This is a genomic window from Gilliamella sp. wkB195 (assembly GCF_001690445.1).
GTDB classification, from domain to species: domain Bacteria; phylum Pseudomonadota; class Gammaproteobacteria; order Enterobacterales; family Orbaceae; genus Gilliamella; species Gilliamella apicola_E.
On the sequence record NZ_LZGP01000011.1, the window covers coordinates 362,064 to 380,810 of the forward strand.

At 33.5% G+C, this 18,747-nt stretch carries 18 protein-coding genes; 1 reads left to right on the plus strand and 17 read right to left on the minus strand.

Annotated features, from left to right (window positions below):
- Nucleotides 1–10 precede the first annotated feature (10 nt).
- From rseP to accD, 12 genes are all read right to left on the minus strand, one after another.
- Nucleotides 11–1,321, minus strand: a complete 1,311-nt coding sequence (gene rseP / locus A9G08_RS03740; RefSeq protein WP_176701512.1) for an RIP metalloprotease RseP — start codon at nt 1,319–1,321, stop codon at nt 11–13.
- Nucleotides 1,322–1,334: 13 nt separating this feature from the next.
- On the minus strand, nt 1,335–2,171 hold the full coding sequence (locus A9G08_RS03745) for a phosphatidate cytidylyltransferase (RefSeq protein WP_065562390.1): 837 nt from the start codon (nt 2,169–2,171) through the stop codon (nt 1,335–1,337).
- The gene (locus tag A9G08_RS03750) at nt 2,165–2,890 is read right to left on the minus strand and encodes an isoprenyl transferase (RefSeq protein ID WP_065562391.1); all 726 of its coding nucleotides are present in this window, start codon (nt 2,888–2,890) and stop codon (nt 2,165–2,167) included. Before A9G08_RS03750 ends, A9G08_RS03745 begins: the two co-directional genes overlap by 7 nt.
- 47 nt (nt 2,891–2,937) lie before the next feature.
- Nucleotides 2,938–3,570 (minus strand): cAMP-activated global transcriptional regulator CRP, encoded by a 633-nt coding sequence (crp, locus tag A9G08_RS03755; protein WP_034903327.1) that lies wholly within the window; start codon nt 3,568–3,570, stop codon nt 2,938–2,940.
- 85 nt (nt 3,571–3,655) lie between these two features.
- Nucleotides 3,656–3,862, minus strand: coding sequence for a YheU family protein (locus tag A9G08_RS03760; RefSeq protein ID WP_065562392.1), 207 nt, complete (start codon nt 3,860–3,862; stop codon nt 3,656–3,658).
- A gap of 127 nt (nt 3,863–3,989) precedes the next feature.
- Entirely contained in the window at nt 3,990–5,060 is a 1,071-nt protein-coding gene (locus A9G08_RS03765; protein ID WP_065562393.1) for a hypothetical protein, read from the minus strand.
- Between the two features lie 118 nt (nt 5,061–5,178).
- A complete protein-coding gene (locus A9G08_RS03770; protein WP_065562394.1) occupies nt 5,179–7,854 on the minus strand; it encodes an inverse autotransporter beta domain-containing protein in 2,676 nt (891 codons plus the stop codon).
- A 472-nt stretch (nt 7,855–8,326) separates the two neighbouring features.
- Nucleotides 8,327–9,841 carry an amidophosphoribosyltransferase gene (gene purF / locus A9G08_RS03775; protein WP_065562395.1) on the minus strand — a complete coding sequence of 505 codons (1,515 nt, stop codon included), beginning with the start codon at nt 9,839–9,841 and terminating at the stop codon, nt 8,327–8,329.
- Between the two features lie 18 nt (nt 9,842–9,859).
- A complete protein-coding gene (locus A9G08_RS03780) occupies nt 9,860–10,345 on the minus strand; it encodes a CvpA family protein (RefSeq protein WP_065562475.1) in 486 nt (161 codons plus the stop codon).
- 70 nt (nt 10,346–10,415) lie between these two features.
- Nucleotides 10,416–10,970: an SPOR domain-containing protein gene (locus tag A9G08_RS03785; protein WP_065562396.1), complete on the minus strand. Its 555-nt coding sequence runs from the start codon at nt 10,968–10,970 to the stop codon at nt 10,416–10,418.
- A complete protein-coding gene (gene folC / locus A9G08_RS03790; RefSeq protein WP_442902903.1) occupies nt 10,960–12,249 on the minus strand; it encodes a bifunctional tetrahydrofolate synthase/dihydrofolate synthase in 1,290 nt (429 codons plus the stop codon). The genes A9G08_RS03785 and folC overlap by 11 nt, the downstream gene beginning before the upstream one ends.
- A gap of 3 nt (nt 12,250–12,252) precedes the next feature.
- Nucleotides 12,253–13,143 (minus strand): acetyl-CoA carboxylase, carboxyltransferase subunit beta, encoded by an 891-nt coding sequence (gene accD, locus A9G08_RS03795; protein WP_065562398.1) that lies wholly within the window; start codon nt 13,141–13,143, stop codon nt 12,253–12,255.
- 307 nt (nt 13,144–13,450) lie between these two features.
- Between accD and tmaR the strand changes: the two genes are divergently transcribed.
- Nucleotides 13,451–13,771, plus strand: a complete 321-nt coding sequence (gene tmaR, locus A9G08_RS03800; RefSeq protein ID WP_065562399.1) for a PTS system regulator TmaR — start codon at nt 13,451–13,453, stop codon at nt 13,769–13,771.
- A gap of 62 nt (nt 13,772–13,833) precedes the next feature.
- Here the strand turns inward: tmaR and yciH are convergent, their stop codons facing one another.
- The 5 genes from yciH to A9G08_RS03825 are packed head-to-tail and all read right to left on the minus strand — an operon-like array spanning nt 13,834 to nt 18,741.
- Entirely contained in the window at nt 13,834–14,154 is a 321-nt protein-coding gene (yciH, locus tag A9G08_RS03805) for a stress response translation initiation inhibitor YciH (RefSeq protein WP_065562400.1), read from the minus strand.
- A 5-nt stretch (nt 14,155–14,159) separates the two neighbouring features.
- Nucleotides 14,160–14,864: an orotidine-5'-phosphate decarboxylase gene (gene pyrF, locus A9G08_RS03810; protein WP_065562401.1), complete on the minus strand. Its 705-nt coding sequence runs from the start codon at nt 14,862–14,864 to the stop codon at nt 14,160–14,162.
- 3 nt (nt 14,865–14,867) lie between these two features.
- On the minus strand, nt 14,868–16,043 hold the full coding sequence (locus A9G08_RS03815) for a GDSL-type esterase/lipase family protein (RefSeq protein WP_065562402.1): 1,176 nt from the start codon (nt 16,041–16,043) through the stop codon (nt 14,868–14,870).
- Nucleotides 16,036–17,322 carry an SGNH/GDSL hydrolase family protein gene (locus A9G08_RS03820; protein ID WP_065562403.1) on the minus strand — a complete coding sequence of 429 codons (1,287 nt, stop codon included), beginning with the start codon at nt 17,320–17,322 and terminating at the stop codon, nt 16,036–16,038. Before A9G08_RS03820 ends, A9G08_RS03815 begins: the two co-directional genes overlap by 8 nt.
- A gap of 18 nt (nt 17,323–17,340) precedes the next feature.
- The gene (locus A9G08_RS03825; protein ID WP_065562404.1) at nt 17,341–18,741 is read right to left on the minus strand and encodes an MBOAT family O-acyltransferase; all 1,401 of its coding nucleotides are present in this window, start codon (nt 18,739–18,741) and stop codon (nt 17,341–17,343) included.
- Between the last annotated feature and the right edge of the window lie 6 nt (nt 18,742–18,747).

An 18,747-nucleotide genomic window follows, 5' to 3' on the forward strand; every position in this document is an offset into this window, starting at 1 on the left:
CCTCATCCCATTACAATCGTAAAATATCATTAAATAGTGCAATTCCCATTATTACCATTAATAAAACAAATCCGATACGAAAAAAACGCTCTTGTGCTTTATTTGATAAGGCATTTCCTTTTATTTTCTCAAAAAATAAAAAAAGCAACTGCCCGCCATCTAACATAGGTAATGGAACAAGATTGATAACTCCTAAACTTATACTAATAAAGGCTAGAAAATATAAGTAAGGAGTAAATCCATAACTTGCTGTTTGCCCTGCGCTTTTTGCTATTGTAATTGGTCCTGATAAATGTTTTAGACCAATCACTCCTGTTACTAATTGATAAAGAGAACGAACCGTTAACTTGGTTGTTAACATTGTTTGTTTCATCGCTTTATCAAATCCATTAAAAAAATCATATTGTTTAATTACTGCATCAGATGTCGGATAGAAACCTGCAACACCTTCTCCATTTCTATTTCTTGTTGGCTCAAGTATAAGATCGATGTCTTTGTTGTTCCTACTTACCTTCAGTTTTAAAATTCCAGCCTTTTTTATAGTATCAGTAAAATCATTCCAATTTTGATAAAGGTGATCATTATAACTAAGTATTTTATCACCTACTTTTAAACCAGCTTGAGCCGCTGCTGAATCGGGTACAATTTTACTCACAATTGGATAAATTTCCAATTGTTTAGGTATAAATCCAAATGCTGCGATTGAAGATTCCTTTTCAATATCAAAATACCAATTACTAATATTAACATCTCGACTAACTTCTTGTTGATCAATATCAGTACTATAGGTAACCTTAATATTGCTTTTACCTAAAGCAGAAATCAATGCTGCATTTACATCATTCCAAGTGCCTATTTTAGTATTATCAATCATTCTTAACTCTGCATCTGCTGGCATATTGATAGATGCAGCTGGTGTTGAAGGTATAATACTTTTTATTTTAACAGGATAATCAACCACACCCGTCAAAAAAATAACCCAATAAATAATTAAAGCTAAAACAAAATTAGCAAATGGCCCTGCAAAAATAATTGCAGCCCGTTGCAAAATACTTTTTTTATCAAAAGCGTGTTTTTCTAAATTGGGGGATAATTCACTCGTTCTGCTATCAAGCATTCTAACATATCCGCCAAGTGGAATCATAGCGATAACTAATTCAGTTCCATTTGAAAATCTATGCGACCATATTTTTTTTCCAAACCCGATTGAAAAACACTCTACATGTACTTTACATAGCCGAGCAACAAAAAAATGCCCAAACTCATGAACTGTAACTAATATACTGATAGTAATAATAAATAACAACAGTGACCAAAGCAAAATCAGTAACCCTTTAGAATAAATGTAAAGATAATACAGTAAATACAGGAACTGCCGCGGTTAAACTATCAATACGATCCAAAATACCACCATGTCCTGGGATAATATTTCCACTATCTTTAATTCCTGCTTCACGCTTAAACATGCTTTCAGTCAGGTCACCTAATACCGAAGCCAAAATAGCCAATAGGGAGCTAAATAAAAATTGAGTAAAATTAATATTAAAATAACCAGTTAAGTAAGCGATCACACAAACTAAAGTTGCTAAACTGACACCACCGATAAAACCTTCTATCGTCTTTCCTGGTGAGACTTTAACAGCCAATTTCCGTTTACCAATCGCTCTCCCAGCAAAATAAGCACCTGTATCGGTTGCCCATACTAACACAAATACATAGAGCAACCAAATAGCCCCAGTATAACTATTAACACTGTAATTAATAGTCCGTAATTCAAGCATTCCTATAAAAAAAGGGACTAAGGTAAAAAAAGCAAACAACAGCTTAATTAATGGTGATTTAGACCAGTATTTTGCTGAGTTAGGATAACCTACAACTAATAACAAAGCGGCTAACCACCAAATAACTGATAAGCAAATTATTAAAGCAAATAACTGACTTTTTAGTGTTGACTCAATGGGTATGAAGTAAAGCAAAACTATTGAAAAAACAATAAAAAACAAAAGAACTGTTTTCTCGTTTTTTTTTGCTAAAAAATTACGCCATTCCCATGCCGCTAATGCACAAACAGCGATGATTAAATAAGAAAATATCGATAAAGGTGCAAAAAATAGTGCAATAATAACAAGGGGAATAAGTACGATGGCAGTTAAAATACGCTGGATTAGCATGAAAGGTCCTCATTTAGAACGCCACCAAAACGCCGTTCTCTAGTGTTAAAAATATTTATCGCTTCATCAAATGATGCTTGATTAAAATCAGGCCACAATGTGTCAGTAAAATACAATTCTGCGTATGCACATTGCCATAATAAAAAATTACTAATTCGGTATTCTCCACCGGTGCGAATAACTAAATCAACTTCAGGTAAATCATTCATACAAATAATCGAGCCAAAATATTCCTCATTGATATCCTGTGGCGTTATTTTACCATCTAAAGCTTGTGAAGCTATTTTTTTAGCTGATTCAACAATATCCCAACGGCCACCATAATTAGCTGCAATATTTAAGGTAAGGCCAGTATTATTTTTTGTTAAAAGCTGAGCATCAATAATAAGATTTTGAAGATTTTGATTAAATTTTGATATATCACCAATGATATTTAATCGAACATTATTTTTATTTAAATTTTTAATTTCGCGATTTAACGCATAAATAAACAGTGAAATTAAAGCAGTAACTTCATTAGCTGGACGTTTCCAATTTTCACTACTAAAAGCATATAAAGTTAGCACTTTTACATCTAATTTTGCTGCATATGTGACAATTTTACGCACCGCTTTTAAACCAGCTCGATGGCCTTTAGCGCGTAACTGATTTCTTTGCTTAGCCCATCGACCATTACCATCCATAATAATCGCCACATGATTGGGAATATATTGCGTCATGTATAATCTCGTTATATATCTATCATATTAATGATAATTTCGATAAATCAACGGGTGCCATAAACAACTATCGTTTTACCATGTGCTGAAATTAGGTGTTGATCTTCAAGCATTTTTAAAATTCTTCCAACGGTTTCACGTGAACAGCCGACAATTTGCCCAATCTCTTGGCGGGTTATTTTTATTTGCATACCATCTGGGTGAGTCATCGCATCAGGCTGTTTAGTTAAGTTTAATAGTGTTTGTGCAATTCGACCGGCTACATCCAAGAAAGCTAGATTACTGACTTTTTCTGATGTAACTTGTAATCGGCTTGCCATTTGACTAGCTAACCGCATTAATATATCTGGGTTAACTTGCACTAGCTGTTTAAATTTTTTATATGATATTTCGGCCACTTCACAACTTGTTTTCGCTTTAACCCAAGCACTACGTTCTGTGCCTTCTTCAAAAAGACCTAATTCACCTAAGAATTGATTTTGGTTTAAATACGACAAAATCATTTCATTACCTTCATCATCTTTAATCAATACCGCTACAGATCCTTTTAAAATATAATAGAGAGTTTCGGCTTTTTCACCTTGGTGAATAAGGGTACTTTTAGCTGGATATTTATGAATATGGCAATGAGATAAAAACCATTCCAATGTTGTATCTGATTGCTGTTTACCAATCATTATTCCTTCCTCTCTATTCAAATTACTACAGTAACACTATAACAAAGTTACAGAATAAATCATATACTCACTAAAATGATTTTAATCATTACTTAATAAATTTAATATCTACTGTTTCATGTAATTCAGACCAAAAAATTACAGCCGAACCATTAATTAAATGAAGTTTTACATCATTCACTTTATCTTCAAGTGATTTTTCTTCCTCCCCATAATCAGTCCCTTCACGTAAAACAAAGTATTCTATTAGATTGTTTAATGTAGTTGAATCAAGAGATTGCCAAGGAATTATCATAATTATATTTGCTAAGTTAACTTACATTAAGTTATTTTAACAAGTTAATTATAAGAAGTGCATACGGAATATTAAATAAAAAAAACCACTCAGTTGAGTGGTTTTAAATAGTTTCATTAAATAATGATTAGTTTGCAGTAACTTTAAGTTTGTAGCCTTGAAGACCTGCTTTAGTGCCCATTGAATATTTTAAGTTATGTTTAACTGTAGCAGAACGATCTCCTAATTCAATCATTCCATAGCCATGAGTACTATCTCTACCTAATCCAAAGCTAATTGCAGCAGCAGGAGCTGCATCTCCCTCATAAGTACCATCTAGATGCCATGTATAGCTATATGCTGAAGATTTATTCATATCAGGAGTAGATCCCGTAAAATTAGGGGCATTCGAAACAGTACCACCTGAATTATTCATCCATACAATAGCTGCCAATTTATCACCATACATTGGAGTTGAAGCTGCATCGGTATTTCCTGTAGTAGCAAGGTTAACTGTTAAATCTACAGAACCGTCAGCCTTATACTTGAAGATACCCAAAGCAGTAGCCCCTGGAAGTTCGACAGGACCAACTGGGTTATCTGGATCAGGATCACCTGGACCTTCGTCGCCTGTACCTGGATCGTTTGGTCGATCATCACCTGTACCAGGATTATTAGTATTAGACCAAATATCAGCAACATTTAACCATTTACCATGGTCTGGACTACCAAATTCTGTCCTTTCTTGAAGTTGGAAACCAATTTGTTCAGCCCCAGCCATTGAATTACTAATTTGGAAAGAAATATGACCTTCTTCACCATTAGTTTCATATGCTATAGCGGTGCCAGTGATATCTGTTACTTCTTGCCAAGCACCATTAACACGATCCAATTTCATCCAAACTTTTAATGTACCTGCTACTTTCCTTGCAGTTACTGGATCTTGATCCCCATCTACATCTTTTAAATTATAAAAAATGTGGATGTAATCACCAACTTTAGCTTTTTCACCATTACCAATAGCAGTTGTACCAGTAGCATTATTTGAGATACGAACGGTCATAGTATGAGCTGCTGTTCCAGCTTGAGACCACATCACAGGCGCACTACCTTGAACCGCATTCGTTGTAGTTGCAGGAGTTATTGCATAAGCACTACTTGCAGCATAACCAGCTAAAAACAAGCTTAATGCAATTTTATTTATTGCTAATTTTTTCATGTTTAACTTCCTATTTTCTCTAATAAATTAACATGTTATATTTATATGAATACACCATTTTTATTGGTGTTGCCTTTTAAATCACCTTCGATAATTCGAAGATGATTAAAATTTTTCTCTAATTAACTGAAACTTGTAATTTAAATCCTTGATCTCCAGCACATGCTACTGGTGATGCTGTTACCTGATTAAGATTTATATACCCTGGAGCTCCAGCCACAGCAGGAATGCTTGTACCTGTTGTTGCATAACTAGTCATGTTTGTTCTGATAGTGTAAGGTGCATTCGGTCCCATACTTACGTTAAACCAAGGACCATTAGGATTATCAACATAACTTGGTAATGTTGTCATTGCACTTCCAGGACATGCCAAGTTATTTGAACCAACAAGTGACCATATAATAAATGGGTTGGTAATTTCCACAGTTTCAGTATCATCAACGTAAGCTTTTACATTATATTCAGTACCTACATACCATCCAGTAATACCGGGTTCAAAATCAAGTACGTTTCCATTTTGTCTAGCAACTAAAGTCCCATCATTACGATATACTTTAATGTAACCAGCTCTACCCCCACCAAAATTAACCGAAGCTTTGTTGAAAGACTGACCATAACCATCTAATTTGATAGAAAAATCAACTGCTCCATCAAAGTTTGAAGCAACGTCGATGGTGTAAGTATCACCAATAGCTGTTGTACCCGCTGCGGTAGACGCATTTGCTGAAATGTTATCGCCCATTTTAACTTTTTCAAAAGATTTAACAATGACACAACGTTCTGATGTAGGACAACTTCTTACAGTACCGGAAGTACCATCAATTAAATTGACTTTTGTACCATTACTGGTTGCTGTCCACAAATCAACCACTGAGGATTTGAATGTATTGCTTACCTTAGACATCAATGATTGGTCACTAAAACCATCATAACCATCCCCAAAGTTTCCACTTCCAGTAGGCGTTCCAGGGGTAACCAAACTTGCTAATAGTGTTACTGAAGTCGTACCATCAGCTACAGCTTGTACAGACGTTGTTGGATTTCTTAAACTATCAATCGCCCAAACACCTACTTTACGAATATTTAAATTAGGTAGAACTTCAAATGAAACTGAATTAGATGTTGCTGATTTTCCTTTGCTATCAGTAACCGTTACTGCTAGGTTATAAACGCCATTTGTACTAATTGGCAATCTGTTCCCATTTCGGTCTACATAACTAGGTGCAACAATCTTCCAATTCTTAACATCAGCAGGAGGTGTTAACCATGAAGAGCTAGTACACACTCCCACAGCAGAACATAAGAAACCACCACCATTATCAATATCTTGCATATTGCCTGACCAAGCTAAACTTGATATACCTTTGGCATTATGAACACCTATAACTAGATCATGAGTAGTACCTTCAAGTAATTGAAGAGAATCTAACCCTAAATCAACAGTCATTTTCTTTTCTTTATATTCAAGAACAATATAGTTATTACGATCAACTAGATCATATCGACTGCCTTTTAAAGAACGAGCCGCTTGAACCATATCTGGGTCTAACTGATCTTTTAACGGTGTACCAATACGATAATTCATTGTTAATTCAGCAGATGTGATTTTTTTACTATCCTGTCCGCGCTTATGTTGAGCTTTAACGGTAAATAAAGGAACTGGGGTATAATCTAATCCGACTGTGATCGCTCTTGGATCTTTTTGTAAATTATCCTTACCAAATAAAGCGACCTTATCACCATAGTATTGTTCATACATAAGTGATCCGCCTAAATGAGGATATTGAGGTAAATAGCCCTGAAAGCGAATGTCAAAACCTCTAGCTGCTCGTTCTAAATAGTCATCAAAGTCTCTGGAATCTTTCCAGTCAGATAATGGATGATAATAGTTAGCAGCAAACTTCATATAATCAGTCCAAGCTTCAGCACCTAGACCTAAACGATTGTGTGAACGTTGGAAATCATGATCAAGAAAGGCGTTATACCCTAATAGCCATGTATTATCAGCAACATCCCAACGTTGACCAATACCAAAGTTACCAATATGACGATTATGTTCGTATTCTTGGAATGATAACTGACTAAAAATCAGCGTGCTGTCCGTATCAATCAATGGGCTAAATAATTTAACATTAATATTATTGAATTCACCCTTATCGCTTAAATCAAATTGTAATTGAGCAGTACCAAAACGGCCTAAAAAATTTTGAGCAGCGCTACGAAGAGGATCTACTACTTGTGAATGAATACCATTACGGACATAATTTTCAGCATAATCTTTACCTTTGTTTTTCAAATGTCCTGAGATACCACCATTATCCGCTGAAGTAATACTTTTCCAATCTTGAGTTGCAAGTGTTTGCAAGGTGGTAGCTATTTGGCTTGATAGTGCATCTTTGTCTTTATTTACATCGTAATTATCATCAGAGCCTAGCGAAGGTAAATTTGAGTATTTATCTTTCTTATTATTTTTATTTATTGCTGGTAATAAAGGAGAATTTTCAGGTAAAACTAATCGTTCATCGACTTCAACCATATCTTTTTTATCGAAACGACCTGCATTCATAGCACGTAATTCAGAAATTGAAATATTACTTAATAATGCAATTTGGTACAAACTACGTTTTTGATTATTAATCATTTCTCGAGCTTTAGTACCATTTTTTAATTCAATGATTTTATTGCTATCAACCACATTCGACAATTGCTGAGTATCAATAGCATAAGCATAATTCCAACTTAATGTAGCCATTACAAATGCTGAGATAACTCTTAAATTAAGATTCTTTCTCACCGTAATCATTCCTTATATTTCACCAACTTTAATAAAGGCATCGTTTTTATTTACTTTGCTATACTGTTTTTAAAGTTGCTATTATTTAATATGTTGTTTTCATTATGCGACTTTTATACTAAATATTATTCGCGTCAAAATTAAAACTTCTTTACAAAACAGCTGTATTTGGAAAGATTTTATTACATAAATGTAATTTATAAAACTATTTTATAACTTTTTTTGACATCTTTTTGTAAAGACTATTTTTTTTGATATTAATCAAAGAGTTAATTCATTATATTTTTGTGTAAAACTTACGATTTTTATTAATTAATCAACTTAATATTACTTTTTAGTAATAGAAATTAAGCAACAGAGTAATATTTCATATTGTAAAATAGGGAGGCTAATTTATGGGGTAGAAATAAGCTTGAACTATTCAGGTCAAGCTTATTCAAAATTATAGGTTATATTTTAGAAAATTAAATAACTAGTATTGACCTTCATTATAAATTTCAAGATTTTCAGATTCTGGTATGATTGATTTATTTTCGGCTCTGTGATGCTCTAGAGTATCAAAATAATTATCATCAATTCCTTCAGTAACATATTTTCCATCAAAAACAGAACATTCTAGATGATGAATATTAGGATTTTGCTCTTTAATACAATCAATTAAATCAGAAAGATTTTGAAATATTAATTTATCTGCTCCAATTTCTTTTGCAATTTGACCAACAGAACGGTTATAAGCTATAAGTTCACTAGCCACTGGCATATCAATACCATAAACATTAGGATGTCTAATTTCAGGCGCTGCCGAAGCTAGATAAACTTTTTTAGCACCAACTGAACGCACCATCTCAAGTATTTTTTCTGATGTAGTCCCTCGAACAATGGAATCATCAACTAGAAGAACATTCTTACCTTCAAATTCAATACGATTAGCATTTAGTTTTCTTCTTACTGAAAGTTTTCGTTCCGCTTGACCTGGCATGATAAAAGTACGCCCAACATAACGGTTTTTAACAAATCCTTGTCGATAGGGTTTATTTAGAATTCTGGCAATTTCAAGCGCGGCATCACATGATGTTTCAGGAATAGGAATTACGACATCAATATCAATGTCTTTCCATTCTCTAGCAATTTTTTGACCTAGTTTCTGTCCCATTAATATACGAGATTGATAGACTGAAACACCATTCATCAATGAGTCTGGGCGGGCAAAATAAACATATTCAAAAATACATGGGTAATATTGAGGATTATTTGCACACTGTTTTGAATAAAGTTGTCCATCTTGAGTAATATAGATAGCTTCACCGGGTTCTACATCACGCATAAATTCAAAATCGAGAATATCTAAAGCAACACTTTCTGATGCAACCATATATTCTGTCTTTTGATTATCAAGCACTTTTTTACCTATCACCAAAGGACGAATACCAAATGGGTCACGAAATGCGACTAATCCATGTCCAATAATCATTGCAACACATGCATAAGCACCTTTAATGATTTGATGTACCCGATTGATAGCGGTGAAAATATTTTCTGCAGTTAATGGATAGGTAGGGAATTTATCAAGTTCGCTAGCAAAAATATTAAGTAATACTTCTGAATCAGAGCTTGTATTAATGTGGCGTCTTGCTAATTCAAATACTTTATTTCTTAATTGGTCAGTATTAGTTAAATTACCATTGTGTGCAAGTGCAATACCATAAGGTGAATTGACATAAAATGGTTGCGCTTCTGAAGGACTTGAGCTGCCCGCAGTGGGATAACGAATATGCCCTATTCCTAAATTACCTTGTAAACGCAACATATGATGTTCTTGAAATACATCTTTAACTAAACCATTTGCTTTACGTAAGCGAAAACGATTTTGCTCGTCGATAGTTACAATCCCCGCAGCATCTTGTCCTCGATGCTGCAAAACAGTTAAAGCGTCATAAATAGATTGATTAACTGTACTGCATCCTACAATACCAACAACACCACACATACAATGATTACCTCAAAGTTATTGAACTAAAAATGAAGACGACTGCTGTATAAAATCAAAAAACCAACGAATAATAAAATGAAAATGCGGAATTAGCTGCGATTGCTCCCATTCAGGAGATTGGGATAACGGTGTGAAAGTATCGACAAAAAAGAGCACTGCCGCAACAACTAAAATACCCCTTAATACACCAAAACAAATACCTAATACGCGATCTGTACCTGATAGTCCTGTTTTTTGAACCAATTGCCCAATAATATAAGAAACAATGGCACACACAATTAGTGTAGCAATAAATAAAATAGCGATAGCTACAGCAATACGAATTACATCACTATCAAAATAAGTTAAGTAACTAGTGATATGCATGTAAAAACGGCTTGCTATAAAAAAAGCCAGAACCCAACTTATTAGGGATAACGCTTCTTTAACAAAACCTCTAATAATACTAATTAGTGCAGATAAAATAATCACACCAATAATCGTATAATCAACCCAATTCATCATAATAACTCACAATTTTATATTAATATTTTTATTTAATGTTTGTACTCACTAAAGAGTAAAATAATTTTTAATTTGTAACAATAACACCTTTTAATTTTGTTAAATTGTTTAGGTTACTAAGCAATTGTTCTGCTTGCTCTTTTTTTGCATAAGGACCAACCTGTAATTTTATTAATTGATTAGGTCCTGGATTACTTGGAATGATTCTAACGTCATAATTGTTTAGCCTTAATAATGCCACTAATTCCTCAATTTTTTTCTTATTTTTTAATGCTCCAAGTTGAATCATATAGGGCTTATCTGTTTGTTCAGAAATAGATGAAGAATCACTATTATCATTATCAGGTGATGCTAAAGGGCTAGTATATTGATCGGAATCAGGTGTATAAGATTGTTCAAATCGTGAACCGCCATTAATCGTTGACTCATTTTGTGATGTGATCACTTGATTTTGTTCATTTACTACTTCTGGTTGTAAAATAGGAATTGTAGGCGTATGTAAATTAGATTTATCTGTAATGATATTAGGTGCAATTATAGCAATAATTAGCAATAATGTAGCAAAACCAACTAGTTGATTCCTAATTTTATTTGAAGTAGTTTTCTCTTGATTAGTATCCATGATTACATTTGCCTAATTTATCTAACACGGCAGATACAGTATAAAATGAACCACAGACGACAATAATATCATCTTCTTTTGAATCTTGCATGGCCTTTTGATATGCATTATCAACTGATTCAAACGTAGTTATATTTTCTACTTTATTATCTTGCAAATACTGCTTTAATACCTCAGCATTACACCCACGCTCACCATAAAGTGAAGCACAATACCATTGATCAGCATTTAATAAAGATAGAGTGCTTTTAATATCTTTATCTTTCAACATACCAATCACAAACCTAATCTTACCAATAGTAGGTTGTTTCTTTACCAATAACTTAATTTGGTTAGCTAAATAGTTAGCAGCATGAGGATTATGTGCAACATCAACAATTACAATTGGTGATGTCTGTATTATTTGAAATCTTCCAATTAAATTTGTTTTTTCAAGACCCTCGATTATTTGATTCTGGTCAATTGAAAGCGAAGAATAAGTTAGTGCTGCTATTGCAGTAGCAGCATTAGCTAAAGGCACATTGGGAATAGGCAATTGATCATACTGTTTTAACGGTGAAATGAATTGCCATAATGAATCATCAATTTGTTGATATGACCAATCTTTATTAACTACATAAATAGGACAATTCACAGTTTTAGAAACATCTATAATAGATGATGGTATCTCTGGCTCACCAACAATAGCAATACTATTGGGTTTAAAAATACCTGCTTTTTCTCGACCAATACTTTCTCGAGTATTGCCTAAATATTCTACATGGTCGATACCGATTGTAGTAATAATTGCTATATCAGCATCGATAATATTGGTGGCATCAAGTCTTCCACCTAAGCCTACTTCTAGAATAACTACATCCAATTGAGCCTGTTTAAATTGATATAATGCAGCTAACGTTGCATATTCAAAATAAGTTAAGGAAATATTTCCTCTCGCTTTTTCAATTTCAACAAATGCATCAACTGTGTCTTGTTCTTTTGACTCTTGATTATTTATTCTAACCCTTTCAGTAAAACGCACTAAATGAGGAGAGCTGTAAACTCCAACACGCTTATTTGCAGCAAGCAATATCATCTCAAGCGTGCGGCAAGTCGTTCCTTTGCCATTAGTCCCTGCCACCGTAAAAATATAAGGGGCTGGCTGCAAAAGATCTAGACGCTCTGCAACTGTTCTAACACGCTCAAGTCCTAAATCAATGGTCATTGGATGTAATTGTTCCAAATAAGAAAGCCATGTTTCAAGATTAGACATGGCATCAGGAATTTCAGTTCGCATGATTAATTAAATAGTCTCATCATTAACGATAGAATCAAAAGGAACTGGGAGTTTCATTAATTTAGCTAACAGACCTGCAATTTTAGGGCGCATATCACGACGATCAATAATCATATCAATTGCACCTTTTTCTAATAAGAACTCGCTACGTTGGAATCCTTCTGGCAGTGTTTCACGAACTGTTTGTTGAATTACTCGAGGCCCCGCAAAACCAATTAACGCTTTAGGTTCAGCAATATTAATATCACCTAGCATCGCTAGACTAGCAGATACACCACCCATTGTTGGATCGGTCATCACAGAAATATAGGGTAAACCTTCATCTTGCATTTTTGCTAAGATGGCACTCGTTTTTGCCATTTGCATTAATGAAAATAATGCTTCTTGCATTCGGGCTCCACCACTGGTAGAAAAACAGATTAGTGGGCATTTATCTTCAATTGCCTGTTCTGCAGCTCGCGTAAATAAAGCTCCGACAACAGACGACATTGAACCACCAATAAAAGCAAATTCAAAGCAGGCAACAACGACTGGAATGCCCAGTAATGTGCCTTTCATTACTACCATGGCTTCTTTTTCATGCGTTTCTTTTTGAGCGGCAGTTAAACGATCTTTATATTTTTTGGTATCTTTAAACCTCAAAATATCTTTAGGAGCAAGTTCTGAACCAATCTCTACATCAGAACCTTCATCTAAAAAACGATATAAGCGAACTCGGGCAGGAATATGCATGTGATGATCGCATTTTGGGCAAACTTCTAAATTACGATCAAGTTCAGCTTGATAGATAACCTGCTCACAATTACTACATTTGGTCCAAACACCACCTGGAATATTTGCCTTTTTATGATCTGACGATATATTATTTTTACTCAGAATTTTTTCAATCCAGCTCATTATGATTCTCTCATTTGGTACTCTTTTCAATTAACAACACATTGTATAATACTTTGCAATAATTCTTAATAGTTGTTTTTATTTTTATCGCAATTAGAAGGAAAATCGATAAATTTATCGACAATTTTATAAAAATATTATTATTTCATACTTCAAAAAATTTGATTTAAAACAAAACTCAGCAAGCTTGATTGATATTTAAATTTAACATTTTTCAATAAAAGTATATTTAGTATGACCTTAAAAAATTATTGGTATATAATTAACTCAGAATCGTTTTCCATTTTTTAGAAATAAGGGGTTATAGATGGACAAGGAAAAATCAGCCGCACCATCATTTCAAGATGTACTAGAATATATTCGTTTATCACGTCGTTTAAATAAATTAAAACGTGAAATTTCAGATAACGAGAAAAAAATTCGCGATAACCAAAAACGTGTGCTATTACTTGAAAATTTAAGTGATTACATTAAACCTGATATGACTTACGAAGAACTTCAAGCTATTATTGCTAATATGAAGAGTGATTATGATGATCGTGTTGATGATTATATAATCAAGAATGCTGAAATTTCTAAAGAAAGACGTGAAATCAGCAAAAAAATGCGTAGTTACCGTTCTAATTAATGTTTTTATGAATAACAACGCCCTTTTTCTCAATAGGGCGTTATTACTTTATTTTTAATCAATTAACCGCCAGCAAATTTGACTTTAAAACCTTTATCTTCTAATAATGATTTTAATAGTTCACGTTTGTCGCCTTGAATTTCAATTTTTCCGTCTTTAACTGAACCTCCACAACCACAACGCTTTTTCAGCTCAGCAGCTAATTGCATCAACTGAGAATCCTCTAAATCGAATCCCTCAATAACACAAACTCCTTTACCTTTACGCCCTGATGTCTGGCGTGAAATACGGATAAAACCATCGCCTTTAATACGAGGTTTAGCAGCCTGCTTTGGCGTAATTCGACCATGTTCAGTTGAATAAACAATAGCGTTATCAGACATAATTATTAACTCTTTGATAAATCTAGTGTTGTTAAAATAGTATGTAATGCTTTGGTTGGGTCTTCCGCTTGAGTAATAGGACGCCCAATAACTAAATAATCTGAACCAGCAGCTTGTGCTCGTTGGGGTGTCATAATACGGCGCTGATCATCAGGTGTTGATCCTGCTGGACGAATTCCTGGAGTAACTAATTTAAAATCACTTCCTAGTCTAGTTCTAAAACTTTGTACTTCTTTAGCAGAACATACAACTCCATCGAGTCCGCAATTCTTTGCCAGTAATGCCAGCTTTGTTGCTTGCTCTAATGGTGAAACGTTAATACCTATTTCTTTAAGATCAGAAGACTCCATACTCGTTAATACAGTCACTGCGATTAACATTGGTGCATCCTTACCGTATGAATAAAGCGCATCTTTTGCAGCTTCCATCATACGAACACCACCACTAGCATGAACATTTGTCATCCAAACACCTAAATCAGCAGCAGCAGCTACTGCTTTGGCAACAGTATTCGGAATATCATGGAATTTAAGATCTAAAAAGATATCAAATCCTTTTTGTTTTATTTGCCTAATAAAGTCAGGACCTGCATGAGTAAATAATTCTTTGCCTATTTTAAGACGACAATCTTTTGGATCAACTTGGTCTATAAAGTTCCATGCTGACTTAGTATCTGAAAAATCAACAGCAACAATGATTGGAGATGACATAACTTATTTGTTCCTTTTTATAAACTCATTAAAACCAGTATAGAAAATTTTAGCACTTTCTTTGTAGCCTTGTAAGGTTTGATGTACTAAATCTGGTCGAGTCAGTCCACGTTTTTGCCAAACTTTAACTGAACCAGCTCCCCCCATAGCTGCTTGCCAATTCCAATATAGTGTCTTTTCAGATTTAGCTACTTGCTTTTGAATACTCATAATTGCTGAAAATGATTTAGGGATCTTATTTTCATTTACCATTGTATCTGGTGGTGTCATCAATAAAATGGCTGCATTAGGTAATGCTCTACGAATTTGGCGAATATTATTCACTAAGTTTTTGCGGTAATCATTAACATCTAAAGTTTCATCAAAACTTTCATTTGTTCCGTATTCAAGAATAACTAAATCACTTTTTGAAGCAGATAATTCTTTCAACCAACTTGAACCCCATTTTTGCCATATGCTCTGTTTAGCGCCATTAGTTGCAATTGAAGATACAATAACCCCTGATTTTTTTGAGCGATTTAACCAAATTCCTCCAATTTCAACATCGCGGTTTCCTTTAATCGTAAAAGGGTTTTTAGTCACAAATGACACCGTTTGCCAAACTCTACTTTTGGGTAAATAACTTATATTTATTTTTTTACCGTCAGCGTCATAAATACTCAATAAATTAGGGGTATTTTTCAATGCTCTGAAGGTTAATTTTACTTGCCAATTTTTGTTATCTAAACTTTTAGGTGTTATTTGTATAGTGGCTAAATCGTTAGTCGCTTTTGCAATAAATCCACCCATAGGAAAATCTACGTCACTTACGGTACGGCTAGTTATTACACGCCAATCTTTTGCTTTCCAACCAACAGCTGTATGGTTTTGACCTTTAATGGCAACAGGTGTAATCCAACCAATTCCGGCATCACCATATTTTTGTTGCATTAATGTTCGAAATTCACCAGTAAAAAAATCTGCTGCTGAATGCGAATCTCCAAATTGTGTAATATTAACGACTTGGTTACCATTTCTATTTCTAGCTAAGGAATTTAAACGTTGAGCAAATTGCTTTGCATTTGGGTCACCAAAGTCAACAACAGTAGATTGTGCATCTGTTTTACTTTCTGCTACACTGCATCCTACTGAAACAGTGATAGTCACTATAGTAATAATATACTTTAAAAGTTTAATCACTATCGTCATCCTCTAATTGTTTAAAAATGATTTTATCCATAATTGCTTTAGCTAAAATTTTTTGGCCTATAGGTGTAAAATGGATTCCATCATCAACTCTAACTTTTATTTTATCTTTATTAGATTCAATAAAACTATTAAATGTTTCATAAGTACAACCTAGTAATTGATTGGTTTTTAGAAAGTGTTGTTGTCTCTTTTCTACTTCAGACTGATACAGCGTATTTAAATAAACCATCCCTAAATTTAGTTGCGGTTTACGCATACAAGGAGCAGCCAGCCAAAGCACTTGAACATTATGTTCACTAGCACTATTTAAAATTGTGGCAATACGTAAACGGTATTGTTCTTCCCACAACTCGGATTTAAATTTAACGTATTTAGCATAACCTTTTACAGGAAAGTCCCAAGGATCATTAGGTCCTAAAAAAACAACAAGTAACTTGATAGAAGGATCGGCAATTAAATAATCATTGATTGTTTTTGGCCAATCGAAAGCCTTTGGATAAGCGAGACCAGTACTTTGTTTGCTTAGATTTATACTTTCTATTTTATATTCTTTAAATAACATTTTTTTAACATATGGTGCAACGCCTTGCATCAAAGAGTCGCCAACAAACAATACTTTGTCATTTTGAGTTAATACAATCGGTAATGGCTCATGAATTAATGGAATATTTTCAATTTTAGGTGATTCATCGTTAGCTTCGGTATCTATCTGTTCAGTTACTGGCGCTCCATCAAACCTAGTTTTGTTTAATTTAGTATTTTCTTGCTTAATTGATATTGGTTGAACATGAATTATTTGCCTTTTTTTATCATTTTTAATATTAACCATTCCAGATGGTGAAATAACTAACACATTTGTTACTGGTTGGTTTAAATATAACTCATCATCAATGGAGCTAATAACATTATTTTGATTAATAACTACATCTTTCGAAGATTCTTCTACTCGACCATCAGAATCGTCTAGATCCGTTTTTTGGGTCATACTTCCTGAATTAAAGAGATCATGATGATACGTTTGTTGCCAATAAATTAATACCGATTTGTGATAAATTGCTATTAATGCTATTGCGGTAATCAATAGCATAATAAAAACATATTTAGGTGAAAGTGATTCTTTTTGAGTTATTGCGGCTTCTGATACTTTAGTCTTAACATTATGCTTTCTTGATTGCTCATGTAAGCCATTTTCGAACAAATCAATTTGTTGCCTATTTTTTTGAGGCCTATTTCTTCGTCTATTTTTTGATAATGTTTTTTTATATTTCATTTTTATTGTTCTTCATAATCAAAAATTAGCATAAATAAAATATGGCACTCCAGATGGTGCAAAATAGATAGTTAGCCATAATATAAATATAAAAATGATAGGCAAATAAATCCTATTTATTTTGCTAAGTTGTAAAGCACACCAATCAGGAATATTTTTAAATAATGGGTATAACAAAAATATGACACATATACTTAGAAATACCTCAATATAATGTGACTCAATTAAAAAGTTATGACCTAGAGCCGTCAAATAATCTAATGCGTCAGGTAAGCTTACACAATAAAAAAATAACCAAGTAAAACAGATATAATGCCAAGTAATTAATCTAGCAATAATTGGGGAACGTTGAGTAATCCAACCTCTCCCCATATAACAATCTAATATATTAAGAACAATAATCCCCAAACCATGACATCCCCCCCAAATAACAAAATTAATCCCCGCGCCATGCCATAAACCTGACAATAACATAGCTGACATAACATTAATTTGAGTGCGAATAAAACCACGACGATTACCACCAAGAGGGATATAAATATAATCGCGAATCCAATGAGATAAACTAATATGCCAACGTTCCCAAAATTCGCGGACATTACAGGCTAAATAAGGAAAGTTGAAGTTGATAGGAAGTCGAAAACCTAATAATAAAGCAATACCTGTAACAAGGTCGGTATAACCAGAAAAATTCAGGTAAATTTGTATAGCATAACCGTATAAGCCTACCAATAAATCAAGAGTACTGTATTCTAATGGATTTGAAAAAATCGGAGTTATCCAGTTTTCGCTAATTAATCCACCTAAACAATAAACTTTTATCACGGACAGAATAATTAACGTAAATGCCCGAAAGGGTTCTAAAATCTCTCTAGGTTGACTCACCACAATTTGTGGAATAAATGTTTTTGCTCGATTAATTGGACCCGCAATTATACAAGGAAAAAAGGACAAAAATAAGGCAAAATCCCAGAATTTAGCAACAGGTAATTCTTTCTTTTTTATCGAAACTAAATAGCTTACCGAGTGGAACGTATAAAAGGAGATGCCTATTGGAATAAAAATGGTTATTGCTGGCAATAATATAGATAAATTTAGATAGTTAAGCAATGACTGTAATTCATATCGAAAAAAATCAAAATATTTGAACAATGCTAAATTGATTATTGCGGCACTTAATCCTAAAACCAGCCATATTTTTGCGTGTTGTTTAGACGTTGCAATCATTATTGAAAAGAAATATATCACGCAAGTGTAGCTAAAAAGGATAACAGCAAATTGAACACTATAACTAGCAACAATAAGGTAACTTGAAATCAAAAGTAAATTATTTTGGAATTTTGGTAATAATCTAAAAGCCCAATATATAGCAAAGAGAACTACAAAAATTAGACCAAACTCAATTGATAAATAACTCACTGCAAT